This is a genomic window from Streptococcus sp. HMSC034B03, from assembly GCF_001838575.1.
In the GTDB taxonomy this organism is placed as follows: Bacteria; Bacillota; Bacilli; order Lactobacillales; family Streptococcaceae; genus Streptococcus; species Streptococcus anginosus.
In genome coordinates this window covers 154,121-181,067 of record NZ_KV837619.1, presented here as the reverse complement: position 1 = coordinate 181,067, position 26,947 = coordinate 154,121, and the positions used below count along the sequence as shown (strand labels likewise).

The following is a 26,947-nucleotide window of genomic DNA, read 5'->3' as shown; positions in this document are numbered from 1 at the left end:
GTTTCCAATAAGTGATAAAATGATTTTGGTAGGAATGTGAAAACGATATTTTCAACATAGAAAGGAAGAAACATGAACACAGACGATACAGTAACCATTTATGATGTCGCGCGTGAAGCGGGAGTTTCGATGGCAACCGTTAGCCGTGTGGTAAATGGAAACAAAAATGTAAAAGAAAATACAAGAAAAAAAGTCTTGGAAGTGATTGACCGCTTGGATTACCGACCAAATGCGGTAGCGCGTGGCTTAGCTAGCAAAAAGACGACAACTGTCGGGGTTGTCATTCCAAATATCACAAGCAGTTATTTTGCAACGCTTGCAAAAGGAATTGATGATATCGCAGAGATGTACAAATATAATATTGTCTTAGCCAATAGTGATGAAGATGATGACAAAGAAGTTTCTGTTGTCAATACGCTGTTCTCAAAACAAGTAGATGGTATCATTTTTATGGGCTATCATTTAACAGAAAAGATTCGCTCCGAGTTTTCTCGTTCGCGGACGCCAGTTGTGCTTGCAGGCACAGTTGATGTGGAGCATCAATTACCAAGTGTGAATATTGACTATAAGCAAGCAACCATGGATGCAGTTGAATGTCTTACGAAAAATAATCAAAAAATTGCTTTTGTAAGCGGACCTTTGGTGGATGATATCAATGGTAAGATTCGTTTAGCTGGTTACAAAGAAGCTTTGAAGAAAGCTAAACTTACCTATAGTGAAGGATTGGTTTTTGAGTCAAAATACAGCTATGATGATGGTTATCAATTAGCAGAACGGGTCATTGCTTCTAAAGCTACAGCAGCCTTTGTGACTGGTGATGAACTGGCAGCTGGATTGTTAAATGGATTATCAGACAAAGGTGTAAATATACCAGAAGATTTTGAAATCATTACTAGTGATGATTCGCAGGTAGCACGTTTTACCCGTCCAAATTTGACGACTATTGGTCAGCCTTTGTATGACCTCGGTGCGATTAGTATGCGCATGTTGACTAAGATTATGCACAAGGAAGAGCTAGAAGAACGCGAAGTGGTATTAGCTCATGGTCTTATTGAGCGCCGTTCAACAAGAAAGTAAGTAGAGTTAGACAGAACTTGAAATTTTCAATTTTAAGTTCGTTGTCCAATCGTTTTGCTACTCGTTTATTATAAGAGTAGTTTATGTCTGAGATGTTATTGTCCCAGACATTTTTGTTTTCAAGAGGCTTTATATCTTTGTGGTTTTATTTTTTCTATCTTTTGGGTATAATAGAAGACATGAAAGTATTACTGTATTTAGAAGGTAAAGCGGTTTTGGAAAAATCAGGCATTGGACGAGCTTTGCAACATCAGATGAAAGCTCTAGACCTGGCTGGGATTCCCTACACGACAGATCCTTCAGGAGATTATGATGTAGTGCATATCAATACCTATGGACCTAGGAGTTTGCGACTTTTGCACAAAGCAAAAAAGCAAGGAAAAAAAGTGATTATGCATGGGCATTCAACGAAGGAAGATTTTCGCAATTCGTTTATTGGGTCAAATCTTTTTGCCTCTGCTTTTGGGAAATATCTAGCTCACATGTATCAAATGGCGGATTTTATCATTACACCGTCTGAATACTCCAAAAAGTTGATTCAGGGCTATGGTGTGACAACACCAATTGTGGCTGTTTCTAATGGGATTGACCTTCATAAATATCAAAAAGATCCACATAAAGAAGAAGTGTTTAGAAAACATTTTCATATCCAAGAAGGAGACAAGGTTGTTGTCTGTGCGGGACTTTATTTTAGACGCAAGGGAATAGAAGACTTTGTAGAAGTAGCACGCAGAATGCCAGATGTTCGCTTTATTTGGCTGGGCAGTATTAACAAATGGATCATTCCACGGAAAATCAGAAATCTTGTGCTTTTTAATCATCCTAAAAATGTTGAATTCCCGGGTTATTTTAAAGGTGCCGTTTTTGAAGGAGCTATGAGTGGTAGCAGTCTTTTCTTTTTCCCAAGTTATGAGGAGACAGAAGGGATTGTAGTGCTAGAGGCGTTGGCTAGTCATCAACATGTCGTTTTACGGGATATTCCTGTATATGAGGGCTGGATTGATGAGCAATCGGCTGAATTGGGGCATAATGTAGATGAATTTGTAGACTCTATCCAAAAGATTTTGGATGGTAAAGTAGATAAGCGAGAAGCTGGCTATAAGGTAGCGCAGAGTCGTTCAATTGATGATGTGGCTTATAAACTTGTGGATGCTTATCAAGAAGTATTGGAGATGTAGCATGCGAATTGGTCTTTTTACGGATACCTATTTTCCTCAAGTTTCTGGAGTGGCAACGAGTATTCGTACTTTAAAAACAGAATTAGAAAAGCTTGGACATACTGTTTTTATTTTTACAACGACAGATAAGGATGTCAATCGTTATGAGGATTGGCAGATTATTCGAATTCCCAGCGTGCCGTTTTTTGCCTTTAAAGATCGGCGAATTGCTTATCGCGGTTTTTCAACAGCTTTAGAGATTGCTCGCCAATATCAATTGGATATTATTCATACCCAGACTGAATTTTCTTTGGGTTTATTAGGTGTTTGGATTGCAAAGGAGCTGCGAATTCCAGTTGTTCATACTTATCATACACAGTATGAGGATTATGTACGTTATATTGCTAAAGGCATGGTCATTCGTCCTAGCATGGTCAAATACATTGTTCGCGGTTTTATGAGTGATTTAGACGGTGTGATTTGTCCGAGCGAGATTGTTTATGACTTGCTCATGAAATACAAAGTAAAAGTAGAAAAACGTGTTATTCCTACTGGAATTGAATTGGCTAAATTTGAACGTCCAGAAATTACTAGTGAGAACATGGCTGATTTACGGGAAAAATTAGGCATTTCAAATCAAGAAACTATGTTGCTTAGCCTATCACGTGTTTCGTATGAAAAAAATATTCAGGCAGTTTTAGCTGCTCTGCCGACTGTTTTGGAAGAAAATCCAGATGTGAAATTAGTAGTGGCAGGAGATGGACCGTATTTATCTGACTTAAAAGCACAAGCCAAACGCTTGGGTATTACAGATGCAGTCGTTTTTACGGGAATGATTGCGCCAAGTGAGACCGCATTGTATTATAAAGCAGCTGACTTCTTTATTTCCGCTTCAACGAGTGAGACGCAGGGCTTGACGTATTTAGAAAGTCTAGCGAGTGGCACTCCGATTATTGCGCATGGAAATCCTTATCTAGACAATGTTATCAATGATAAAATGTTTGGAACGCTTTATTATGAAGAACGTGATTTGGCAGGAGCGATTTTGGAAGCTGTTATTGCAACACCGGATTTGGATGAGAAAAGTCTCGCTGCAAAATTATACGAAATCTCTGCTGAAAACTTTGGACGTCGTGTCTATGAATTTTATTTGGATTTAATCATTTCAAAAGATTTCAACAATGATTTATATCCGGAGGAGTCTGTTAGTAAGCGATTAGCAAAATCTGTCATTTATCTTCCCAAAAAAGCGATTGCCCTTCCTGTAAATGGATCAGCGCGAATGTTTAAAGCATCTAAACGACAAATCAAAAATATACAGAAATACCTGAAATAAAATTCCAAAACTAGCGAGGTGGGAAAATGAAACGCGATATTCCTTTTTTAGCCGTACTACTCTTTTTCTATTTGTTATTTTATGGAATTGTTCAAATGATACCGATGGACGAATTGTTACGAAAGGGCTTGGTGGTAAATAATGTTTTGATATATTCACCGCTGGCAACATTTCTTGTAGCAGTTGTCTATGCTGGGCTATATGGTTTTTCTTGCCGTTTTTTGCTTTTAGCAACGCTCATGTTCTTTGTGACGATTCTGACCTTTGAGGAATGGATTTTACTGTATCATGCAGCCTATTTTATCTGTTTATTGTTGGGGACGCTGTTAGGTTATGGGATATTTTGCTGGAGAAAGACAAGTAAATGAACATCAAGCAGCTCGAACATTTGCTTCTTTAGGAAATTACTACAGTAGCAGTGAAAAGTTAAGACAGGTGTATTGCGTTTCATAGTTTTTCCTAAGAATTCAATGAATGGTCTAAGGCTTTTGTCTGGACTATTTTTTGATATAAAAGACTTAAAAGACTGTCTTTGCTGTCATATTTTTAACATATTTGTTTTAAATTTGTAAAGTAAAGAAATGATGTGTTATGAGTTGAATTGGTAAATTTTAAGAAAAATTTGGTATAATAAAAAGATAGAAAAAGGTGAATAAAATGAAAAAAATATTAGTTGTAGATGATGAGAAACCGATCTCAGATATTATAAAGTTTAACATGGTAAAAGAAGGTTATGAAGTAGTGACTGCCTTCGACGGTCGCGAAGCGTTAGAGATGTTTGAAGCAGAACGTCCAGATATTTTGATTTTGGACTTGATGTTGCCTGAACTGGACGGCTTAGAGGTGGCGCGAACGATTCGGAAAACGAGCAATGTTCCCATCATCGTTCTTTCTGCCAAAGACAGTGAATTTGATAAAGTCATTGGTCTCGAAATTGGAGCAGATGACTATATGACAAAGCCGTTTTCTAATCGTGAGTTACAGGCGCGTGTCAAAGCTATTTTGCGTCGCACAGATTTGACAATTGAAAATCAAGAAGCAGAAGCTGCTCCGACAGAGATTGTGATTGGAGATTTGCAGATTTTGACCGATGCTTTTGTCGTGAAAAAGCATGGCGAAGAATTAGATTTAACACACCGTGAGTTTGAATTGCTACACCATTTGGCCACGCATATCGGGCAAGTGATGACGCGTGAACATCTGCTAGAAACGGTGTGGGGTTATGATTATTTTGGAGATGTGCGGACTGTTGATGTGACAATTCGTCGTTTGAGAGAAAAGATAGAGGATATTCCTAGCCGACCAGAGTACATTTTAACGCGGCGCGGCGTTGGATATTACATGAGAAACAATGATTGATAATATTAGACAATTTATTGTATCAAAAGACTTTGTATTTGTTTTACTTATTTTAGGGTTCATCTTGGTGATTACCTTGCTTTCCTTGGAAAACAGGCGTGACAACGTTCGTATTCGCCAATTGAATCAAAAAGTAAAAGATTTAATTGCAGGCAATTACTCAGAAATTTTAGATGTACAAGGTGGTCCAGAAATTACGGATATTACCAACAGTATCAATGATTTATCTGAGGTAATCCGTCTAACGCATGAAAATTTAGAGCAAGAAACTAAGCGCCTGTCGAGTATTTTATCCTATATGACGGACGGCGTTCTTGCGACCAATCGTCGTGGGCAGATTATCATGATTAATGATATGGCGACCAAGCAGTTGGGGGTCAAAGAATCCGAAGCACGAAAGATGAATATCTTAAAACTGTTGGATATCGAAGACGAATATGACTTACGAGACTTGATTACGAAAGTTCCAGAATTGACCATTGATTCGCAGGATGAAAATGGAGAGTTTTTAAGTTTACGTGTTCGATTTGCCTTGATTCGGCGAGAATCAGGCTTTATTTCAGGGCTGGTTGCAGTGTTACACGATACAACGGAGCAGGAAAAAGAAGAGCGTGAGCGGAGACTGTTTGTTTCGAATGTCAGTCACGAATTACGTACTCCCTTGACCAGTGTCAAGTCTTATCTGGAAGCACTAGATGAAGGTGCCTTATCAGAACCAGTCGCACCGGATTTCATCAAGGTTTCATTAGACGAGACAAATCGGATGATGCGCATGGTTTCGGACTTGCTGAGTTTGTCACGTATTGACAATGCAACCAGTCATTTGGATATTGAATTGACGAATTTTACAGCTTTTATCACCTTTATTTTGAACCGTTTTGATAAAATCAGAAGCCAGAATGATGATAAAAAGTATGAAATTATACGAGATTATCCGATTAACTCTATTTGGGTCGAAATTGATACAGATAAGATGACACAGGTGATTGATAATATTATCAACAATGCCATTAAATATTCTCCTGACGGTGGTAAAATTACGGTCAGTATGAAAACGACGGATACCCAAATGATTTTGTCGATTTCAGATGAAGGCTTAGGAATTCCTAAAAAAGATTTGCCGAAAATTTTTGATAGATTTTATCGTGTAGACAAAGCAAGAAGTCGCGCCCAAGGTGGATCCGGACTGGGCTTAGCCATTGCCAAAGAGATTATCAAGCAACATAACGGCTTTATCTGGGCAAAGAGCGAGTACGGCAAAGGCTCGACGTTTACAATCGTTCTGCCATATGACAAAGAAGCTGTCAAAGATGATGATTGGGAAGAAGATGAATTAGAAGGATAGCCATGAGCGAGAAAGGATTTAAGTATAGTATTTTAGCGTCAGGTTCTACCGGTAACTGTTTTTATTTAGAAACTCCAAAGAAGAAGTTGTTGATTGATGCGGGCTTGTCTGGGAAGAAAATTACTAGCTTATTGAGTGAAATTGACCGTAAACCAGAGGATTTGGATGCCATTTTGGTAACGCATGAGCATAAGGATCATATCCATGGTGTGGGCGTTTTGGCACGGAAATATCATTTAGACATTTATGCCAATCAAGAAACATGGAATGCTATGGAAGTAGCGCTTGGGAAGATTGATGTTAGTCAGAAGCACATTTTTGAAATGGGAAAAACCAAGACATTTGGCGATATTGACATTGAAAGTTTTGGTGTTAGTCATGATGCGGTTGCGCCGCAATTTTACCGACTAATGAAAGATGATAAAAGTTTTGTTCTACTGACGGATACTGGCTATGTTAGCGATCGTATGGCGGGGATTATTGAAAATGCGGACGGGTATTTGATTGAGTCCAACCATGATATTGAAATCCTTCGTAGCGGAGCTTATCCTTGGAGCCTGAAGCAGCGGATTTTATCTGACCAAGGACATTTGTCGAATGATGACGGGGCAGAAACCATGATTCGTACGTTGGGTTATCGCACTAAGAAAATCTATCTAGGTCATCTTAGCAAAGAAAACAATACCAAAGAATTGGCTCATATCACAATGGTCAATCAATTGGCACAGGCTGATTTGGCGGTTGAGCATGATTTTCATATTTGTGATACATCGCCAGATACGGCGACACCTTTAACAAATATTTAGGAGAAAGAATGCGAATTTTTTACTTAATGATTGGTTTTATTTCAGTAGGATTAGCCCTTTTGGGAGTTGCTTTACCGCTATTACCGACACCCCCTCTTTTTACTGTTGGCGATTGCATGCTTTTCACGCTCTTCCAAACGATTTGAAAAATAGCTATACCATACTAAGTTGTATCAAATCTATGTGGCGGACTTTCGCGAAATAGGTGCTATTGCTCGGGAGCGTAAAAGAAAAATTCTTATTTCCATTTATATTCTAATGGGAATTTCTATCTTCTTTGCACCTCTTATCTGGGTGAAGTTTGCTTTAGCTACCTTAACCCTTTTTATGACGTATTATTTATTCAAAGTCATTCTAGATAAAGAATGAAAATTCATTTCATCTCTGGTGAACTTTTCCTATCAAATTCTTGGTATCGTTGGAGTATCAAGGATTTTTTTGATATAATAATAGAGAATTTGTTTTCATTTTATACTCTGTGAAGATCTCTTCAAACTTCGTCGGATTTCACAGTTCGGGTGACTGTGAGAGGTGGCAAAGAAGGAAAGCGAAACTTTTGCCAACCTTGCTGTACTCTTTGTTGCTGACTTCGTTGATTACACCTGCAACTTCAAAAGCTCTACTTGAACTTTTGCTCCCCCGCAGCTTGCTTTCTAGTTCCAATTGTCTGGGAGACAGCTGGAGGTGATTGTTAAATTTTTGATGTTCATTAAGTATTAAAAGAAAAAGTTCTTCTTGAAAGGAGAAAAAATGAGAGATTTACATAAAGTTTTAAGTCAGCAATTTGAAATTGTCTTCCAAGATGAAAAGTTGCTGGAGACAGCTTTTACACACACTAGCTATGCCAATGAGCACCGCCTCTTAAACATTTCACACAATGAGCGCTTGGAATTTTTAGGAGACGCTGTTCTGCAATTATTGATTTCAGAATATCTTTATAAAAAATATCCGAAAAAACCAGAAGGGGACTTGTCAAAACTTCGCTCAACCATTGTACGTGAAGAGAGTTTGGCTGGTTTTAGTCGAGATTGCCAGTTTGATCAATTTATCAAATTAGGTCGTGGCGAAGAAAAGTCAGGTGGGCGTAATCGGGATACCATTCTTGGGGATTTATTTGAAGCCTTTTTAGGAGCTTTGTTGCTAGATAAGGGAGTGGAAGCGGTCAAAAACTTCCTGTATCAAGTCATGATTCCAAAGGTAGAAGTTGGAGACTTTGAGCAGGTGGTTGATTACAAGACCAAGCTACAAGAACTGCTCCAAGTCAATGGTGATGTCGAGATTGTCTATCAAGTCATCTCTGAGTCCGGCCCAGCTCATGCCAAAGAATTTGCTGTATCGGTTTCTGTTGATGGCAGAACGGTTGGACAAGGGCAAGGACGCTCTAAAAAATTAGCAGAACAGGAAGCTGCTAAAAATGCATTTGAAAAGGAAAGTCATTCATGTATTTAAAAGAAATTGAAATTCAAGGTTTCAAATCTTTTGCAGATAAGACCAAGGTAGTATTTGATCAGGGAGTGACAGCAGTCGTTGGACCAAATGGCTCAGGAAAGAGTAACATTACTGAAAGCCTGCGTTGGGCACTGGGGGAGTCCAGTATTAAAAGTCTTCGTGGCGGGAAAATGCCAGATGTCATTTTTGCGGGGACTGAAACTCGCAAACCACTGAATTATGCTTCTGTTGTTGTCGTTTTGGACAATAAAGACCGTTTCATCCAGCAAGCTGCAGATGAGATTCGTGTGGAGCGTCATATTTATCGTAGTGGAGATAGCGAGTATAAAATAGACGGCAAGAAGGTACGTTTGCGAGATATTCATGATTTGTTTATGGATACAGGGCTTGGGCGAGATAGTTTTTCCATTATTTCCCAAGGAAAGGTGGAAGAAATTTTCAATAGCAAGCCAGAGGAGCGCCGTGTCATTTTTGAAGAAGCGGCTGGCGTACTGAAATACAAGACGCGGCGCAAGGAGACTGAAAGTAAGCTCAGCCAAACACAAGATAATCTAGATCGGCTGGAAGACATTATTTATGAGCTCGATAGTCAAGTGAAGCCTCTTGAAAAGCAAGCTACGACAGCTAAGCAGTTTTTGAAATTGGATGAGGAACGCCGTGCTCTTTATTTGGATGTATTGATTGCTCAAATAAAGGGAAATAAAACACAGCTGAATGATACTGAAGAACGGCTTGTGGGGATTCAGCAATCTTTGTCTGCTTATTACAGCAAACGTGACCAGCTAGAGCAAGAAAATACTCTTCTGAAAGAAAAACGCCATGATTTGCAAAAACAAATGGCAGATGACCAAGCGAGTTTGCTTGAACTAACACGCCTCATCAGTGACTTAGAACGCCAAATCGAAGTTTCCAAATTAGAATCTAGTCAAGCTGCCAACAGTCGGAAGGAAAATGAGGAACGCCTGAAAGGATTGACAGAAAAATTAGAGGCGGTTCAAACAGAATGGCAGGGAAAAGACGAGCAGTTGACTGATTTTGCTGTAAAATTGGAACAAAATCAACAAGCGATTCATAAATTAGAAGCTGAAATTGAGGCATTTTCGGATGATCCTGACCAGATGATTGAAAAATTACGTGCTGAATTTGTCCAATTGATGCAAGAAGAAGCGGACTTGTCCAATGACTTAACTGCTTTAGAAAGTCGCTTAGCCAACGAATTACAATTATCTGAAAGCAAGCAAGCAGAATTTGCTAAGTTGAAAGAAAATTTAAAGAATCTTCAAATCAACGAGCAAAGTCAACTGGAAGATTTAGAAACAGCTCGGCAGTCGGTTCAGCAGTTACTGGCAGATTATCAGGCACAGCTAAAGCAAGTTCAAACTGTAAAAACGAATTATCAGCAAAATCAAGCAGCAATGTTTGATATGATGGATGATGTAAAGAATAAAAGGGCACGCATTGGTAGTTTAGAAGCTATTTTAAAAAATCACAGTCATTTCTATGCTGGGGTGAAAAGCGTTCTTCAAGAAGCAGAGCGCCTGGGCGGTATTATCGGTGCTGTTAGTGAAAAATTGAGCTTTGATTCGCATTACCAGACAGCACTTGAAATTGCACTTGGAGCAAGTAGCCAGCATATTATCGTAGAGGACGAACAAGCTGCGACACGAGCAATTGAATTTCTGAAACGCAATCGAACAGGACGGGCAACTTTTCTGCCACTGACAACGATTAAAGCGCGGCATTTACCAGATCATCATCAAGCAAGCATTGAAAAAAGCACAGGTTTTCTTGGTTTGGCTTCGTCTTTGGTGCACTATGATAAGAGTTTAGAGCATATTTTCCAAAATTTGCTAGGTACGACAGCCATTTTTGATACGGTAGAAAATGCGCGAGCAGCTGCTCGCAAAGTTCGGTATCAAGTACGAATTGTCACGCTGGATGGAACAGAATTGCGGACAGGCGGTTCTTATGCAGGTGGCGCTAATCGAAATAACAATACGATTTTCATCAAGCCGGAGCTGGACGCTTTACAAAAGGAACTTTCTGAGAAGAATGTTACATTAGCCGAACAAGAAAGGCAAGTGGAAGATTTGCACACGCAGCTAAGCCAAGCCAACAGTCTGTTAGAAGAAATAAAAGTAAGTGGTGAGGAAGCACGATTAGCAGAGCAAAAGGCTCAAATGGCTTATGAGCAAACACATAAACAGGTTGAAGACTTATCCGAGCTCTTAGCGCTGCAAGAAAGAGAGCTATCTCGTGAAGTTCTTCCTGATATGGCGGAGCAAAAAGAAAAGTTAGTCAATCGCCTTGTAGAAATTGAGCAAGAGAAATCCGAAACAGAAGCCGAGATTGAGCAGATTAAGTCGGATAAAGATGCTGTTCAAGCACGTTTAGACAAGCTAACAGCCCGCTTATCTGAGCTTCGTTTGGCTCGTACCGAGCTGACGGGGCATCAGCGTTACGTTCAGACGGATCTCACACGTTTGTCCAATGAAAAATCTGAATTGGACAAAGAGATTTCAACTTTGCAATTTCTAATGGAGCAAAAGGAAGAGACCGCTTCAAAAGTGGATATTGCTGTTTTAGAAGAGCAATTAACACAGGCAGAGCAGGAAAAGACAGCTTTGAACCAAGCCAATATTCGGTGTCAGTTTGAACTGGACGATTTGGAAGGGCAAGCAGAAGATCTTACCAGTCATCTGGAACAAGCCCGCCAGCAAAATGAGGATCTGATTCGTAGTCAAGCCAAGGCAGAAGCTGAAAAAGATAAGATTGCAGATGTCCTTCGACGCCTTTTGACGAATTTGACAGATGACTATCAAATGTCTTTTGATGAAGCCAGCAAACAGGCTCGTCCACTAGAAAATCTTATGGTTTCTGAAACTAAGGTCAAGGACTTAGAAAAGGCTATTCGGGCTTTAGGACCAGTCAATCTTGATGCGGTAGAGCAATTTGAAGAAGTCAGTCAACGCCTGCATTTCCTCAATACTCAAAGAGATGACGTACTCTCTGCGAAAAATCTGCTTTTGGATACCATCGAAGAAATGAATGATGAAGTAAAAGAACGCTTCAAAACAACTTTTGAAGCAATTCGTGAGAGTTTCAAGGTGACTTTCAGACAGATGTTTGGCGGTGGTTCAGCTGATTTGATTTTGACCGAAGGTGATCTTCTGACCGCTGGGGTAGAAATCTCAGTACAACCACCTGGTAAGAAAATTCAGTCGCTCAATCTGATGAGCGGAGGAGAAAAAGCTCTGTCAGCTTTGGCATTACTCTTCTCCATTATCCGTGTCAAAACGATTCCATTTGTCATTTTGGATGAGGTGGAAGCTGCACTTGACGAAGCCAATGTCAAACGTTTCGGAGACTATCTCAATCGTTTTGATAAGGACAGCCAGTTTATTGTGGTGACCCATCGTAAGGGAACAATGTCTGCAGCGGATTCTATCTATGGAGTGACCATGCAAGAATCTGGTGTGTCAAAGATTGTCTCCGTAAAATTAAAAGATTTAGAAAGTATGTAAAATGAATATAAAATTAGTTGCGACAGATATGGACGGCACCTTTTTAGATGACAAAGGGCAGTTTGATATGGTTCGACTGAAGCAGTTGTTGCTCCGTTTTAAAGAAAAAGGCATCTATTTTGCAGTAGCCAGTGGACGCGGTTTGCTGTCATTAGAAAAGCTATTTGAGGATGTGCGAGATGAGATAATTTTTATTGCTGAAAATGGCAGTCTGGTAGAATTTCACGGAGAAGATCTTTATGAAGCAACTATGTCCAAAGATTTTTATCTGTCAGCTTTTGAGAAATTGAAGACATCTCCTTTCATCAATACCAGTGAATTGCTTCTAACAGGTAAAAAAGGCTGTTATGTCTTGGAAACGGTTGATCCAGCTTATTTAGCTTTTAGTGCGCACTATAATGAAAACATCCAAAAAGTAGCTCGCTTGGAGGATATTACAGATGAAATTTTCAAATTTACAACCAATTTTTCTGAAGAAACAGTAGCTGCTGGTGAGGCTTGGGTCAATGAACACGTTCCTGGTGTCAAAGCCATGACGACAGGTTATAAGTCAATTGATATTGTCCTAGACTATGTGGATAAAGGAGTTGCTATTGTCGAATTGGCAAAAAAATTAAATCTTGAGATGGATCAGGTCATGACATTTGGTGACAATTTGAATGATCTACACATGATGCAAGTAGCAGGTTATCCCATTGCTCCTGAAAATGCTCGTCCAGAGATTTTGGAAGTAGCCAAAGAAGTTATTGGCCACCATGCAGCACATTCAGTGATGACGTATATGGAGGGATTATAATGGCAGATATAAAATTGATTGCCTTGGATTTAGACGGAACTTTACTGACTTCTGAGAAAAACATTTCAGAGCGAAATTTGGCAGCTCTTAAGATGGCTCAAGAGCAGGGAATCAAGATTGTTTTGACGACCGGTCGCCCTCTCAAAGCAATGGAGCTTTTCTTAAACGAATTGGGTGTAGCTAATCAAGAGGACGAATACACCATTACTTTTAATGGTGGTTTGGTGCAACGCAATACAGGGGAAATTCTTGATAAAACAGTTTTTGCCTATGACGATGTGGCTCGTATTTTTGAGGAAACAGAAAAGTTAGGCTTGCCACTAGATGCGATTTGCGAAGGAACTGTCTACCAAATCCAGTCAGACCATGAATCGCTTTACCAAACTTGCAATCCTGCTTTAACATTTGAGTCGGTTTCATTTGCAGACTTATCTAGCCAACAGACTTATAATAAATGTGTAACAGCTTATGCACCAGATCCGCTTGATCGTGGCATTGCTCAGCTTTCATCCGATTTATTTGACAAATATGAAATTTTTAAGTCGCGCGATATGCTGTTAGAATGGTCTCCGAAGAATGTCCATAAAGCAAATGGCTTAGAAAAATTGATTGCTCATTTAGGAATTGAACAAAGTCAAGTCATGACTTGCGGAGATGAAGCAAATGACCTGTCTATGATAAAATGGGCAGGACTTGGTGTAGCTATGCAAAATGCAGTAGCAGCAGTCAAAGAAGTCGCCAATGTAGTGACGCCGATGACGAATGACGAAGATGCTGTTGCTTGGGCTATAGAAAAATATGCACTGAAATAAAGGAGGGATTTAATGGGGTTATTTGATCGCCTTTTTGGTCGCCAAAAAGAAGAAAAACCAGTTGAAAATATTCCTGAAGGAGCTGTAGAAACAGCATCAGAGGATGACCAAGGAAAGAATCTAGAAAAAGTAGAAACAGCTCCTGTAGAGAATATACAATCTGAGAATCTAGATGAACAAACATTCCAAACAGAGCTGAAAGAACGCCTTGCTGAGGATGAAGCACGTCTTGAAACCATTCAAGAAAAAGTAGAAGAAATGGAGCCAAAGTTGGCTGATATAGTAGCAGATGCAGAGTCAGCTGAAAATGATTCGCAAGCTCCAGAAAATCATGTATTACCAAATGAGGCTGTAGCTGTTCCGCAAGCTGATGAAAAAGTTCTTTCACCAAATCCAACTCACCAAGCAGGTGCTGCTACAGATTTACAGGAACGTCTAGCAGAAGCTAGAAGACAGCAGGCAGAACAAGAAAATATGAGGCAGCTGAACGAAGCGAACGCATGGTCAAGCTCAGCAGAGTCAACTACGGTAGAGAAGACTATTAGCGAACCAATTGAAGCAAGTTCATCTATTCAAAAAGAAACGGTTCAGGAAAAGTATGACCGTAGTCTTAAAAAGACACGGACAGGTTTTGGAGCGCGGCTTAATGCTTTCTTTGCTAATTTTCGTTCGGTAGATGAGGAATTTTTTGAAGAGTTAGAAGAACTCTTGATTACGAGTGACGTGGGAGTGCAAGTCGCTTCTAATCTGACAGAAGCCTTACGCCAAGAAGCTCGCCTTGAAAATGCCAAAAAGCCAGAGGCTCTTCGTCGGGTCATCATTGAAAAGTTAGTAGACATCTATGAGAAAGATGGCCAGTTTAATGAAAAAATCAATTTACAAGACGGTTTGACAGTCATGCTTTTTGTGGGTGTAAACGGAGTTGGGAAAACCACTTCGATTGGGAAATTGGCTTATAAATATAAGCAGGCTGGCAAGAAAGTCATATTAGTTGCAGCAGATACTTTCCGTGCAGGAGCTGTTGCTCAATTGGTGGAATGGGGACATCGAGTAGATGTTCCTGTTGTGATAGGTCCAGAAAAGAGTGACCCAGCTAGCGTTGTTTATGACGGTATGGAGCGTGCAAAGGCTGAAAATGTGGATATTCTCATGATTGATACAGCCGGACGCTTGCAAAACAAAGATAATCTAATGGCAGAATTAGAAAAAATTGGACGGATTATCAAACGGGTAGATCCGGCTGCGCCACATGAAACGTTCTTGGCACTGGATGCATCAACTGGTCAAAACGCCCTTGTTCAAGCTAAGGAATTTTCAAAAATTACGCCAGTAACAGGAATTGTCTTGACGAAAATTGATGGAACAGCGCGTGGTGGTGTTGTTCTTGCAATCCGTCAAGAGCTGGATATTCCAGTTAAACTGATTGGATTCGGAGAAAAAATTGACGATATTGGAGTATTTAACTCTGAAAACTTTATGAAAGGGCTCTTAGAGGGCTTGGTATAAGAAAAAAGACTTGCAAATGAATGAATTGCAAGTCTTTTGTATATATTTACTTTACCCCAATCGTCCTTCTTTGCGATAGGCTTCATCTGGACGCCAGTTCCAATCAGCTTCAAATTGGTTAAGGAGCTCAAAGCTGGCTTCGGGTCCCATAGTGCCTGATTTGTAATGATGAAGTGGAACTTCGTTATTTGCCCATAAGGCTTCAATACGGTCAATCAATTCCCAACTAGAGCGAACTTCGTCCCAGTGGCTAAAATTGGTTGAGTCATTGTTTAGCACATCGTAGATGAGCTTCTCATAAGGTTCTGGTGACGCACCAGAAGCTGTTGCATCTGTACGATAATCAAGTGTCAATGGAGCTAAGTTAAATTGCTCGCCCACTTCTTTGCCATTCATGCTAAGAGAAAATCCTTCAGTTGGTTGAATGTAAATCGTCAGCACATTTGGTTGAAGCGAGGAGCCGAAAATGGATTCCATTTGCTTGAAGACAATGTTGACATGGGTTCCCTTGGTAGTGAGACGTTTTCCAGTACGGAAGAAAAATGGCACCCCGCGAAATCGGTCACTATCTACAAAGAATGCACCAGAAGCAAAGGTTTCTGTGGTAGATTCTGGGGCAACATTTGGTTCACTACGATAGGAAATGTACTTTTTCCCGTCCACTTTGCCAGAAGTGTATTGACCACGAATGAAGAGCTTTTTCAAATCATTATCGGACGGCTTGTGTAAGTGCTTGAAAGCCTTAATTTTTTCAGCACGAATATCATCTTTGGTAAAAGTTTTGGGTTTGTCCATAGCAAGCAAAGACAGGAGTTGAAGTGTGTGATTTTGCACCATATCGCGCAGTGCACCTGAATGGTCGTAATAACCACCACGTTCTTCCACACCTAACTTTTCAGCAAAGGTAATCTGTACATTGTCAATATAATCACGATTCCAGACATTTTCAAAAAGAAGATTGGCAAAGCGAATGGCAAAAATACTTTGAATCATTTCTTTGCCGAGATAATGGTCAATCCGGAAAATCTGCTCTTCGTCAAATGTTGCCAACAAATCGTTGTTCAGTTTGCTAGCAGAAGCTAGGTCTGTGCCAAAAGGTTTTTCTACAATTAAGCGTTCGAACCCTTTCCCGTCTACAATTTGCTCGGATTTGAGATGTTTGGCAATCGTACCAAAAAACTGAGGAGCCATAGACAGGAAGAAAAGTTTGTTATGTTCTGCTTGATATTGCTCGTCAAGGCTGTTTTGTAGCTTCCTTAATTCAATATAATGCTCAGTATCTTGGACATCGTGACTTTGATAATAGAAATGACTAGCAAATTCTTGCGCTTGTTCAGGGCTGTCTGCAAGTTCTGTGATAGACTCGACCACGACAGATTCAAAATATTCCTTGCTCCAAGGTCGGCGAGCTGTACCGATAACGGCAAAATGCTTAGACAGATTGCCAGATTTATACAATCTAAAAAGAGAAGGATAGAGTTTTCTTTTTGCCAAATCTCCACTGGCACCAAAAATTGTAATAATCACTTTTGAAGACATTTTGAACACCTGTTTTCTAATATTTTATTTATTTTATCATAAATTGATTAAAATTTCCGAGTTTTGATAGCTCGAAATAAAGAGTAAAAGAGATAAAAAATAAGGATAACAAGGAAGAAAAGGAGTAGAAAGACAAGATGCACACCGGTCGTTGTATTAGGAGATTGATTAACGATTATAGCAGCGATAGCTGTTCCCAAAGCACCGGCAAATGTTTGAGCCGTTTGAAAGAGTGCTGTAGCATCTGGTGACTTCTCACGACCAATTTGTGAAACAGACAAAGCCATCGTGTTATTGAACGCCATATTGCGCCCAATCGTAAAGAAAATATAAAAGAGAATAATCAGTGGTAATGTTAGGGACTTCGTAAAGAATGCAAAAACGGAGACGGCTAAGAAAAAGAGAAGATTCCCACCATATAGGGAAAGTTTGGGTCCCTTGGTATCATACAATTTTCCCAAGAAAGGTGCCGAAAAAGCTCCTAACATTGTTCCAGGTAGCAGTGCAAAACCAGCAGCAGAAGTAGCCTCGTGTTTTACTAAAACTAAGAAATTAGGAATCAGAAAATTGGCTGATAAATTTGAAAATTGGTAGAGAAAGAAAGGAATAATTCCTAGTAAAATAACTGGATTTTTCAAAATACGAATATCTAAAAAAGGATGCTCTACCGTTAAACTTCGCCAAACGAAAAGGACAAGTGATAATAAAAAGATGATGACAAAAGTCCAATTAAAGCTACCTTCTTCTAAGCTAGAAATGGTCATAATAGAAAAAGTAAGCGAGAGGGCAAGGAGTAAGAAAGAAATCCATTCAAAAGGGCGTTTCTTTCTATTGGGAGTATTTTCTAAAAAGAAAAATCCTAAAATGAAAGAGATGATCGGAATCGGCATGATGAATGTGTAAATCATATGCCAATCAAACAAACTAATCATAAAGCCGCCATAAGTGGGACCAATCGCAGGAGCTAGGCTTATAACGAGTCCAGACAGTCCCATGTAAAATCCGATTTGATTGCGCGGAATACGTTCTACGATAAGATTAAACATAAGTGGCGTGGCAATTCCAGTTGCAGAACCTTGCAAAATGCGGCCTAGCATGAGTAGGGCGAAATTTGGCGCAAGCATCGCTACACCGTTTCCTACTGTAAAAATAGCTAGGCTGGTAAAGAGAATTCTACGTTCAGACCAATTGTGTGCTAGAGTGGCTCCAAGTGTAATCGTGATGGCGACAGCTAGCAGATAACCTGTCGTAATCCATTGCAATGTGCCAAGGTCTGTATGAAAAACTTTCATAAGGTGCGGAAAGGTGACATTCATACTGGTTTCAGACAGAATTCCAGCAAAAGCAATGAGTGCTGTAGCGAGAATAGAGAGCAAGGTTTTCCTTGAAACGGGTTGGTTTTGATGTGACATAATACCTCCTAAAAATATAAATTTCTCTTATTTTATCATAATTACTTATAAAAGAGCATAATAGGAGACCTAGAGAAATACTTCTCAGGTCTTCTTTTGCTTATTTAATGTTGTTTAAAATACGCGGTAAACATAAGGATTGCTAGGTTTTTCAACTTTCTTGAAACTATCCACTTCAAGCGTTGGCAAGCTTTGTCCTAGTTGCTTATGGTAGCGAATAGTGATTTTTCCACTCGCTCTTATCCAAGTATTATTTTCAAAATGCTCTGTATTACCAGTTGTCAGAAGTCCATAAACCCCTGAATCTGCGATACAGTGGATAATACCGAAACGGAAAAGAAACTGGCTGTTTTTATCACTTGGGTCGTTGTAGACAAAGCCAGTAAATTCTAACCGTTTCCCTGCAAATTCATCTGGATAATCATAGAGGACTTCCATGACTTCCATATAATTTTCCGTCGTAACGGAGATGACATCTTTTTTTAGATATTTTTTTGCAGCTGCCCGCATTTCCTTCTCGTAAGCACTTTTAGTAAAATAGGTACTGGTATCAGGCTTCAGGTATTGATTGGTAGTACCTTCATCAGCCTGAATGCTCTTTGAACTACCATCAGCTAGAGGAAAATGGTAGCCCTTAGCAGAAACGGTTGTAGAGTCCAAATTGACCGTTGGAAAGAAGAGAGCAACGATAAGTGGTACAACAAGAAAAGCAATGCTAGCAAATTTTGCTGAGCGGCTCGTCAAATGGCTGTGTACTTTCATTTTTTTCATCCAGACGATGAGCTGCACAATAGCTAGCACGAAAGAAAGTATCATGGAAATATATGCCAAATAAGAAAAATGCATGTTGATGTATTGATTGAGCTTGCCAGAAAGTTGCAAATACATGGTGATTTCAAAGTAACCAGCTAAAATTAGAAAACGAATCATAGCACCACCCCCACAAGCCAAGAGTAAATGACAACAACTAAACTAACAATTCCAATGAATTGCCAGATGAATCGTACTTTGAGGTAATTTTTCATCATGAGGATATTTTTCACATCTAGCATTGGTCCAATGACGAGAAAAGCCAGAACTGGCGCTAAACCAAAGCTAGAAATGAGCGAACTGCCGATAAAGGCATCTGCTTCACTGCAAAGTGAGAGAAGAAATGCAAGCAGCATCAATAGCAAAATAGCCATAAGCGGTGTTGCACTAATGGAAGTCAGAATGCGTGTAGGCACGTAGACTTGCACTAGACTGGCAAAGAGACAACCAAAGACTAAGTAACGACCTGTATCAAAAAATTCGTCAATAGACTGCACAAACACTTGAAATACTTTCTTTGGCTGACTTAAATGGGAGAAGTCGTGTTCATGCTGAATAATTCGATTCTCTTTTTGAATAGTTGCCGTGTTGAGAAAGCCAAAGAAAATTCCTAGAACAATTGCTACAACAATAGAGCCAAGAGCTCTGAGCAAAGCCATTTTAAAGGAATTCCCGAAAGCAGAGTAAGTCGCAAAAAGAACAATGGGATTGATAACCGGCGCTGTCACCATAAAAGGTACAGCTGTGTAACTCGGTACTTTCTTTTCCAAAAAGCGATTGATAATAGGCACAATTCCACATTCGCAAGAAGGGAAAATGAAGCCAATAAAAGTACCAAAGAAAATTCGGCACCATTTATTTTTAGGCAGATAGCGATAAACTTTGTCTGGTGTGATATAAACCTCTATAAAACCTGAAATAATACTCCCAATCAGCACAAAAGGTAGTGCTTCAATAATAATGGAGAGGAAAATCGCACCAGCTTGCAAAACGCTAGGTGGTAGTTGATTAAAAAAACTCATAACTTTTTAGCCTTTTGTTCTTTTTTAATCTTTTTTTCTTTTTCATCAGGAAATTCTATTTTTTCGATTTTAGGTAACGTTGCAAATTCTTCAAACATTTTATCTAAATCATCTGAACGCGTAAATTTAATAGCCATAACAGCCTCCTTTTCCTTTTTAACTATTATACTATCATTTTGAAAATTATGGTGAAATAAAGTCAGCAGAATAAAGATTAGCTTGTGAAAGAAGGAGAGGAATGTGGTATAATGTTCTTTATGGAAACAAATATTATCGAACTATCGCAAAGTTTAAAGATTAGTCAGAAGCAAATTGAAAAAGTATTGGAACTGACAGCAGAGGGCAACACGATTCCGTTTATCGCTCGTTATCGGAAAGAAATGACAGGTAATTTGGATGAGGTAGAGATTAAGGCTATTCTTGATTTGGATAAAAGTCTGACGAACCTCAGAGAGCGTAAGGCAACGGTGCTGGCAAAGATTGAAGAACAAGGAAAGCTGACGGACAAATTGCGTGCGGCCATTGAAGCAGCTGAAAAGTTGGCTGATGTGGAAGAACTTTATCTTCCTTACAAAGAAAAGCGTCGGACAAAAGCTACGATTGCACGTGAAGCAGGACTTTTTCCTTTGGCACGACTCATATTACAAAATGCTGCCACTCTTCAAGAGGAAGCAACTGCCTTAACTAACGAAACATTTCCGACAGCAGAAGCAGCTCTAGCTGGAGCTGTAGATATTTTAGTGGAAGCCATTTCAGAAGATGTACAACTGCGTGCTTGGACTTATCATGAAATGCTGACAAATTCAAGCATTGTTTCAACTTTAAAAGATCAAGATTTGGACGAAAAGCAAGTGTTTCAAATCTATTATGACTTTTCCGAAAAAATCGCGGATATGCAGGGGTATCGCACCTTAGCACTGAATCGTGGTGAAAAGCTAGGTGTTCTCAAAGTTAATTTTGAGAACAATGTAGATAAGATTATCCGCTTCTTTGAAGTGCGCTTTAAGGTCAAAAATGGCTACATTCATGAAGCAATCCAGCAAGCTGTGAAAAAGAAAATCATTCCAGCTATGGAACGTCGGATTAGGGCAGAATTGACCGAAACTGCAGAAGACGGAGCGATTCAGCTTTTTTCAGATAATCTGCGAAATCTGCTCTTGATTGCGCCACTCAAAGGACGCGTGGTACTAGGATTTGACCCAGCTTTTCGGACAGGAGCAAAATTAGCAGTCGTAGATGCAACTGGAAAAATGCTGACAACTCAGGTTATCTATCCTGTTCCACCGGCAAAAGCAGCGCAAATTGAAGCTTCTAAGCAAGATTTGTCAGACTTGATTGACCAATTTGGTGTTGAAATCATTGCTATTGGAAATGGAACAGCCAGTCGAGAAAGTGAAGCGTTTGTTGCTGAAGTATTGAAAACTCATCCAAACGTCAGTTATGTTATTGTCAATGAAAGCGGTGCGTCTGTTTATTCTGCTAGCGAATTGGCGCGGCATGAGTTCCCTGATTTGACCGTTGAGAAACGTTCGGCTATCTCTATCGCACGTCGACTGCAAGACCCTCTTGCAGAGCTAGTTAAAATTGACCCAAAATCAATCGGTGTCGGTCAATACCAACATGATGTGAGCCAGAAGAAATTATCTGAAAGCTTGGATTTTGTCGTAGATACCGTTGTTAACCAAGTCGGCGTTAATATCAATACCGCAAGCCCATCTCTTCTATCGCATGTGGCAGGGTTAAACAAAACGATTTCTGAAAATATTGTCAAATATCGTGAAGAAGAAGGTGTGATTCGCTCGCGTGAGGAGATTAAAAAAGTTCCTCGTCTAGGTGCTAAAGCATTTGAACAGGCGGCAGGGTTCTTACGGATTCCCGAAAGTGATAATGTTTTGGATAATACAGGTGTTCACCCAGAGAGTTATCCAGCTGTTGAGAAATTGTTCCAAACGCTTGCAATTACGGACTTAGATCAAGCCGCTCAAGAAAAATTGCAGTCTTTAGATGTCAAAAAAGTTGCTGCAGATTTGAACTTGGGAGAAGTTACCCTCAAGGATATCATTGCAGACTTGCTCAAGCCAGGACGTGATATGCGTGATTCATTTGATGCACCAGTTCTGCGTCAAGATGTCCTTGATATAAAGGACTTACAAATTGGGCAAAAGTTAGAAGGCGTTGTCCGCAATGTTGTTGATTTTGGTGCTTTTGTCGATATTGGCATTCACGAAGATGGCTTGATTCACATTTCTAAGCTCAGCAACAGCTATGTCAAACATCCAAGCCAAGTAGTTTCTGTTGGTGATTTGGTAACCGTGTGGGTGGATAAGCTGGATATAGAAAGAGAAAAGGTCAATCTTTCCTTGGTGGCACCGCGTGAATCTAACTAACTATGTCAGACAAGTCTCTTTGGAAGATTTTGACAAAGAATTTCGACATACGGCTTCTTGGAATAAGCGTCTTCGCTCAACAGGTGGACGCTTTTTTCCAAAGGATGGTCATCTTGATTTTAATCCTAGAATCTATGAACAGTTTGGTTTAGAAACCTTCCGAAAAATTGTGCGGCATGAGTTGTGTCACTATCATCTTTACTTTGAAAAGAAGGGCTATCGGCATAAGGATCGAGATTTCAAGCAATTATTGAAAGCCGTGGATGGTTTGCGCTATACCCCTACTTTATCAAGCCAATCAACTTCAAAAACGCTTGTTTATCAATGCTTGCATTGTCGTGCACAATATCATAGAAAAAGACGAATCAATACTGAGCGGTATTGCTGCGGACGTTGCCAAGGGAAGCTCATTTTTGTCAGACAATTGCAGTCTTAATGATTATTTTGACGAAACAATCAGAAATCCGCCTAGGGACGGATGGCGTGATGACTAAAATGTGCTACACTAGATTTAGTATCAATGAAAGAGGCTAAATGATGATGAAAACAAAATTTTATAAATTACGCCGAAATAGCGCTGTATCAGGAGTCTTGGCTGGTTTGTCTGACAAATTTGGTTTGGATGTTGGTCTCGTTCGCTTTTTATTCGTTTTATTTACTATCTTTAACTTTGGCTTAGGGATTATCATCTATATCATCTTAGCAGCTGTGATGCCTTACAAGGAAGACGTAGAAGAAGAAATGTATGGAACAGGACCTCGTAAGCGCAAAGAAGCAGAAGCAATCAAAGAAGATGACGGCTGGTTTTGGTGAGTGTGTTGGAGCAAGCGTTTGGTTATATATGCTAGAAAGGAGTTCGGACAATGGACTCCTTTATTTTGGGAGGAGGAGAAATGGAATATTGGGATGCTTATAATGAGCAAAGAGAGCGACAAGGAAAGTTTCTAAAGAGAGGTCAACCAATTGCGGAAGGGCAGTATCACCTCTGTGTCAATGTCTTCGTTCGTCATATAGATGGGGAATTTCTCCTGATGCACCGCAGTCCAAAAAAAGAAATTCATCCTAATTATTATGAGTTTGGTGCAGGAGGGAGTGTGTTGGCTGGTGAAGATAGCATGACCGCAGCCTATCGTGAATTGCAGGAAGAAACTGGGCTGATTCCTAGAAAAATACAACTGATTGAGCAGACGACTTCACCTAAAGATCACTGCCATTTTGATTTTTATGAGGCAATCGTCACAGAGAAAGACGTGAAATATCAAGAAGGTGAAACGGATAGCCACATCTGGCTGAAACCTAGTGAACTCCGTTATTTTATGAATCGTTATCCTTTATTTCAAAATCAAAAACAAATTGTAGAAAAAATGCTCCAGTCAGAGAAGTAGTAAATGCTATATATTATATATGGTTGCATCCATTTTCTTTGCAAAATCAAGGATGAAACTCTCCTTTAATCTCAAAATTTGCTATAATAGAAAAAGAAACTATCAAAGGGGAAGAATATGACTGTAAAGATCAAAGATCTATTAAAAAAAGTCAGGTTAAATGTGGTTTATGGCGACGAGAAAATGTTGGAAAGAGAAATTACGACCTCTGATATTTCCCGCCCAGGACTTGAAATGACAGGTTATTTTGACTATTACACCCCAGAGCGTATTCAGCTAATGGGCATGAAAGAATGGTCTTACTTGATGAAGATGACGTCCCATAATCGCTATCAGGTTTTACGAAAAATGTTTGAACGAGACACTGTTATGATTGTGGCGCGTGATCTGAAAGTACCTGATGAGATGTTGAAGGCTGCAAAGGAAAATAAAATTGTTGTTCTCAGCAGCCGCACACCGACGAGTCGTTTATCAGGTGAAATTTCTAGCTATCTAGATTCACGTTTGGCTGAACGAACCAGTATTCATGGCGTTCTAATGGATATTTATGGCATGGGCGTTTTGATACAAGGTGATAGCGGAATTGGAAAAAGCGAAACTGGACTGGAGCTAGTTAAACGCGGGCATCGTTTAGTCGCAGATGACCGTGTGGATATCTACGCGAAAGATGAAATGACTCTCTGGGGTGAGCCAGCTGAAATTTTGCGCCATTTACTTGAGATTCGTGGCGTCGGGATTATTGATGTTATGAGCCTTTATGGGGCAAGTGCTGTAAAAGATTCATCACAGGTTCAGTTGGCTGTTTATCTGGAAAATTATGATGTCAATAAAACATTTGACCGCTTGGGAAACAATGGTGAGGAGTTTGCAGTATCAGGTGTGGCTATTCCAAGGATTCGCATTCCCGTAAAAACAGGTCGGAATATTTCGGTGGTGATTGAAGCAGCAGCGATGAATTACCGTGCTAAAGAGATGGGCTTTGATGCCACGAAGACTTTTGAGGAACGCTTGGCCAATCTCATTAGTGAGAATGAGGTGTCTCATGATTAATCCAATTGCATTTAAAATAGGACCTCTAAGTATTCGCTGGTATGCGATTTGTATTGTAACTGGTTTAGTTTTAGCTGTTTATCTGGCTATGCGTGAAGCACCGCGAAAGAAAATCATTCCAGATGACATTCTTGACTTTATCCTCATTGCGTTTCCTTTGGCAATAGTTGGAGCTCGCATTTATTATGTCATTTTTGATTGGGGCTATTATGCTAAAAATCCTGCTGAGATTTTTGCCATTTGGCATGGAGGAATTGCTATTTATGGCGGTTTAATCACCGGAGCGATTGTCTTGTATTTTTTCTCACAGAGAAAACTTATCAATACGCTAGACTTTTTAGATATTGCGGTTCCAGGAGTGATGATTGCCCAAAGTCTTGGACGCTGGGGAAATTTCTTCAATCAAGAGGCTTACGGAGCGGTTGTTAAAAGTCTAAATTACTTACCAAGTTTTATGCGCAACCAAATGTACATTGATGGTCATTACCGACAACCAACTTTTCTTTATGAGTCGGTTTGGAATTTGTTAGGATTTGCTTTAGTGATGGTTGCGAGAAGAAAGAAAAATTTCCTCAAACGTGGGGAAATGACTGGATTTTATCTTATTTGGTATGGAATAGGTCGCATGGTGATTGAAGGTATGCGAACAGATAGTCTCATGTTTGCGGGCTTGCGTGTGTCACAATGGTTGTCTGCTGTTCTAGTGGTTGCAGGAATCATTCTCGTCATTTACCAACGCAGAAAAAAAGATACCCCTTATTATTAAAAAGTTAGGAGAAGAAAAATGCTTGAAATTGCTTATAGTCTAGTTGCCCTCGCTTTGATTGCTTTGATTGTTTATACGATTTTTTTGGTTAGGAAAATCTCAAATGTCGTTGATGAAACAGAAAAAACAATTCAGGTGTTGACGACAGATGTCAATGTGACACTTTATCAAACCAATGAATTGTTAACGAAAGTGAATGTTTTAGCAGATGATATTAATGGAAAAATGACAACCATTGACCCGCTTTTCACTGCAGTTGCAGATTTATCTGAGTCCGTTTCGGATTTGAATGATTCTGCTCGTCATTTGAGCAAAAAAGCTGCTGCAGCAGGAAAAAATAGTGTCAAAGCTGGTGCAACTTTATCAGCTTTGCGCATGATTACAAAACTATTTAAAAAATAAGAAAGAAGGCTTATTATGGGTAAATTTTCATCTATCCTTTTAGGAACACTCTCTGGAGCAGCTGCAGCTGTATTTCTTACTAGCAAAAAAGGAAAAGAAGTGACTGCGAAGGTTTCTGATTTTATGAATGGCGTCAAAGAAAATCCAGATGATTTTAAAGAACAAGTAGTACAAAAAGCCAATCATTTCTCTAATCAAGCTGCAGAAGCAGTCAACCAAGCCAAAGAAAAGGTTGAGAGCGGAGAAATTACAGGTGAAACAATTCTTGACTCTGTGAAAGAAGTAACGAAACAAGTAGTTGACTTTTCACAAGAGAAAATGCAAGAATGGAAAGAAAAAATGACACCAGAAGGTATCTCTCCAGAAGATTTCAAAAAAACTGAGCAAGAACCAATTGATAAAGAAACCACATCGGAGGATATTGTCATTGATTTGACAGAAAACCAAGAATTGGAAAATGAAGACAAAAAAATTGAGGACTAGCACCTCAATTTTTTTAACTTTTTAACATCGATTTTACATCACAACGAATCACAACAAAAACAGTGCCTTGCAAATAGGCACTTCAATCCCAAAACTATTTATTTCTTTTTCGACGAATAAATGTTTGCTGCACTTTGATACACGCTAAACTAACAGCGATTGCCAAAGCAAAGGCTAAAAATGTATTTATTTTAATTGACAAAAACAAAAAACTAAACAAAGCTGTCAAGATACAAAATGTAGCAATATTCACGAAAAATAGTAATTCTTTCAGGTTTGGATTCGTTTTTGCTTCAGGAATGTAATCTTGATAAAGAGGATATTGTTCTTGTTCTAATTCTGGATAGGTGTAGTCCTCTTGATAGGACTGATATTTTCTTGCGGTCATGTTCTCTCTCCTTACAGTACTCTCTTATTTTATCATGATTTTAATTAGATAAATATTACATAACGGTTACAAAAAGGCTAAAAATGCTTTTCAAATTAAAAAATAGAAGAGAACTCAAAAATATGTTATAATTTTG

At 39.4% G+C, this 26,947-nt stretch carries 26 protein-coding genes and 1 pseudogene; 21 read left to right on the top strand and 6 right to left on the bottom strand.

The features are described from left to right. The first annotated feature begins 72 nt into the window (after positions 1-72). The 13 genes and pseudogenes from ccpA (at position 73) to ftsY (ending at position 15,167) form a co-directional block, all read left to right on the top strand. Positions 73-1,077 carry a catabolite control protein A gene (ccpA, locus tag HMPREF2634_RS00925; protein ID WP_022526272.1) on the top strand — a complete coding sequence of 335 codons (1,005 nt, stop codon included), beginning with the start codon at positions 73-75 and terminating at the stop codon, positions 1,075-1,077. Positions 1,078-1,256: 179 nt separating this feature from the next. Beyond that, on the top strand, positions 1,257-2,255 hold the full coding sequence (locus HMPREF2634_RS00920; protein WP_021001528.1) for an LTA glycolipid anchor biosynthesis glycosyltransferase, IagA/BgsA family: 999 nt from the start codon (positions 1,257-1,259) through the stop codon (positions 2,253-2,255). Position 2,256: 1 nt separating this feature from the next. Further along, on the top strand, positions 2,257-3,570 hold the full coding sequence (locus tag HMPREF2634_RS00915) for a glycosyltransferase family 4 protein (RefSeq protein WP_057489614.1): 1,314 nt from the start codon (positions 2,257-2,259) through the stop codon (positions 3,568-3,570). Positions 3,571-3,596: 26 nt separating this feature from the next. Next, on the top strand, positions 3,597-3,938 hold the full coding sequence (locus HMPREF2634_RS00910; protein WP_021001530.1) for a hypothetical protein: 342 nt from the start codon (positions 3,597-3,599) through the stop codon (positions 3,936-3,938). A gap of 289 nt (positions 3,939-4,227) precedes the next feature. After that, positions 4,228-4,929, top strand: a complete 702-nt coding sequence (yycF, locus tag HMPREF2634_RS00905) for a response regulator YycF (RefSeq protein WP_021001531.1) — start codon at positions 4,228-4,230, stop codon at positions 4,927-4,929. Continuing rightward, complete coding sequence (vicK, locus tag HMPREF2634_RS00900) at positions 4,922-6,274, top strand: cell wall metabolism sensor histidine kinase VicK (protein ID WP_021001532.1); 1,353 nt, start codon at positions 4,922-4,924, stop codon at positions 6,272-6,274. The genes yycF and vicK overlap by 8 nt, the downstream gene beginning before the upstream one ends. A gap of 2 nt (positions 6,275-6,276) precedes the next feature. Continuing rightward, a complete protein-coding gene (locus HMPREF2634_RS00895) occupies positions 6,277-7,080 on the top strand; it encodes an MBL fold metallo-hydrolase (protein WP_021001533.1) in 804 nt (267 codons plus the stop codon). 8 nt (positions 7,081-7,088) lie between these two features. Next, a pseudogene (locus tag HMPREF2634_RS00890) lies at positions 7,089-7,449 on the top strand (YbaN family protein). Positions 7,450-7,830: 381 nt separating this feature from the next. Then, positions 7,831-8,529 (top strand): ribonuclease III, encoded by a 699-nt coding sequence (rnc, locus tag HMPREF2634_RS00885; protein ID WP_021001534.1) that lies wholly within the window; start codon positions 7,831-7,833, stop codon positions 8,527-8,529. Further along, positions 8,520-12,053 (top strand): chromosome segregation protein SMC, encoded by a 3,534-nt coding sequence (smc, locus tag HMPREF2634_RS00880; RefSeq protein ID WP_021001535.1) that lies wholly within the window; start codon positions 8,520-8,522, stop codon positions 12,051-12,053. The genes rnc and smc overlap by 10 nt, the downstream gene beginning before the upstream one ends. 1 nt (position 12,054) lies before the next feature. Further along, complete coding sequence (locus HMPREF2634_RS00875) at positions 12,055-12,849, top strand: Cof-type HAD-IIB family hydrolase (RefSeq protein WP_003035015.1); 795 nt, start codon at positions 12,055-12,057, stop codon at positions 12,847-12,849. Further along, complete coding sequence (locus HMPREF2634_RS00870) at positions 12,849-13,661, top strand: Cof-type HAD-IIB family hydrolase (RefSeq protein WP_021001536.1); 813 nt, start codon at positions 12,849-12,851, stop codon at positions 13,659-13,661. Before HMPREF2634_RS00875 ends, HMPREF2634_RS00870 begins: the two co-directional genes overlap by 1 nt. A gap of 12 nt (positions 13,662-13,673) precedes the next feature. Beyond that, on the top strand, positions 13,674-15,167 hold the full coding sequence (gene ftsY / locus HMPREF2634_RS00865) for a signal recognition particle-docking protein FtsY (RefSeq protein WP_021001537.1): 1,494 nt from the start codon (positions 13,674-13,676) through the stop codon (positions 15,165-15,167). 51 nt (positions 15,168-15,218) lie between these two features. Here the strand turns inward: ftsY and zwf are convergent, their stop codons facing one another. The 5 genes from zwf to HMPREF2634_RS09960 all read right to left on the bottom strand — a co-directional run bounded on the left by zwf (position 15,219) and on the right by HMPREF2634_RS09960 (position 20,087). Next, positions 15,219-16,706, bottom strand: coding sequence for a glucose-6-phosphate dehydrogenase (gene zwf, locus HMPREF2634_RS00860; RefSeq protein ID WP_021001538.1), 1,488 nt, complete (start codon positions 16,704-16,706; stop codon positions 15,219-15,221). Between the two features lie 47 nt (positions 16,707-16,753). After that, positions 16,754-18,118: an MFS transporter gene (locus HMPREF2634_RS00855; RefSeq protein WP_021001539.1), complete on the bottom strand. Its 1,365-nt coding sequence runs from the start codon at positions 18,116-18,118 to the stop codon at positions 16,754-16,756. 114 nt (positions 18,119-18,232) lie between these two features. Then, the gene (locus tag HMPREF2634_RS00850; protein WP_021001540.1) at positions 18,233-19,048 is read right to left on the bottom strand and encodes a TIGR03943 family putative permease subunit; all 816 of its coding nucleotides are present in this window, start codon (positions 19,046-19,048) and stop codon (positions 18,233-18,235) included. After that, positions 19,045-19,950 carry a permease gene (locus tag HMPREF2634_RS00845; protein ID WP_021001541.1) on the bottom strand — a complete coding sequence of 302 codons (906 nt, stop codon included), beginning with the start codon at positions 19,948-19,950 and terminating at the stop codon, positions 19,045-19,047. Before HMPREF2634_RS00845 ends, HMPREF2634_RS00850 begins: the two co-directional genes overlap by 4 nt. Next, positions 19,947-20,087 carry an SPJ_0845 family protein gene (locus HMPREF2634_RS09960; RefSeq protein ID WP_006270662.1) on the bottom strand — a complete coding sequence of 47 codons (141 nt, stop codon included), beginning with the start codon at positions 20,085-20,087 and terminating at the stop codon, positions 19,947-19,949. Before HMPREF2634_RS09960 ends, HMPREF2634_RS00845 begins: the two co-directional genes overlap by 4 nt. 120 nt (positions 20,088-20,207) lie before the next feature. On the opposite strand from HMPREF2634_RS09960, the gene HMPREF2634_RS00840 reads away from it, so the two are divergent. The 8 genes from HMPREF2634_RS00840 (at position 20,208) to HMPREF2634_RS00805 (ending at position 26,423) form a co-directional block, all read left to right on the top strand. Further along, positions 20,208-22,337, top strand: a complete 2,130-nt coding sequence (locus tag HMPREF2634_RS00840) for a Tex family protein (protein ID WP_057489853.1) — start codon at positions 20,208-20,210, stop codon at positions 22,335-22,337. Further along, entirely contained in the window at positions 22,324-22,773 is a 450-nt protein-coding gene (locus HMPREF2634_RS00835) for a SprT family protein (protein ID WP_021001543.1), read from the top strand. The genes HMPREF2634_RS00840 and HMPREF2634_RS00835 overlap by 14 nt, the downstream gene beginning before the upstream one ends. 104 nt (positions 22,774-22,877) lie before the next feature. After that, positions 22,878-23,150 carry a PspC domain-containing protein gene (locus HMPREF2634_RS00830; RefSeq protein WP_041784103.1) on the top strand — a complete coding sequence of 91 codons (273 nt, stop codon included), beginning with the start codon at positions 22,878-22,880 and terminating at the stop codon, positions 23,148-23,150. Positions 23,151-23,200: 50 nt separating this feature from the next. Next, positions 23,201-23,722 carry an NUDIX hydrolase gene (locus HMPREF2634_RS00825; RefSeq protein WP_003025120.1) on the top strand — a complete coding sequence of 174 codons (522 nt, stop codon included), beginning with the start codon at positions 23,201-23,203 and terminating at the stop codon, positions 23,720-23,722. Positions 23,723-23,839: 117 nt separating this feature from the next. Next, entirely contained in the window at positions 23,840-24,772 is a 933-nt protein-coding gene (gene hprK, locus HMPREF2634_RS00820) for an HPr(Ser) kinase/phosphatase (RefSeq protein WP_021001545.1), read from the top strand. Then, the gene (lgt, locus tag HMPREF2634_RS00815; RefSeq protein WP_003025115.1) at positions 24,765-25,538 is read left to right on the top strand and encodes a prolipoprotein diacylglyceryl transferase; all 774 of its coding nucleotides are present in this window, start codon (positions 24,765-24,767) and stop codon (positions 25,536-25,538) included. Before hprK ends, lgt begins: the two co-directional genes overlap by 8 nt. Positions 25,539-25,556: 18 nt before the next feature. Continuing rightward, positions 25,557-25,940 carry a DUF948 domain-containing protein gene (locus HMPREF2634_RS00810; protein ID WP_003025113.1) on the top strand — a complete coding sequence of 128 codons (384 nt, stop codon included), beginning with the start codon at positions 25,557-25,559 and terminating at the stop codon, positions 25,938-25,940. Positions 25,941-25,955: 15 nt separating this feature from the next. Continuing rightward, positions 25,956-26,423: a YtxH domain-containing protein gene (locus HMPREF2634_RS00805; RefSeq protein WP_003025111.1), complete on the top strand. Its 468-nt coding sequence runs from the start codon at positions 25,956-25,958 to the stop codon at positions 26,421-26,423. A gap of 94 nt (positions 26,424-26,517) precedes the next feature. On the opposite strand, the gene HMPREF2634_RS00800 is transcribed toward HMPREF2634_RS00805, so the two are convergent. Beyond that, the gene (locus HMPREF2634_RS00800) at positions 26,518-26,811 is read right to left on the bottom strand and encodes a DUF3270 domain-containing protein (RefSeq protein WP_003025109.1); all 294 of its coding nucleotides are present in this window, start codon (positions 26,809-26,811) and stop codon (positions 26,518-26,520) included. Positions 26,812-26,947 lie beyond the last annotated feature (136 nt).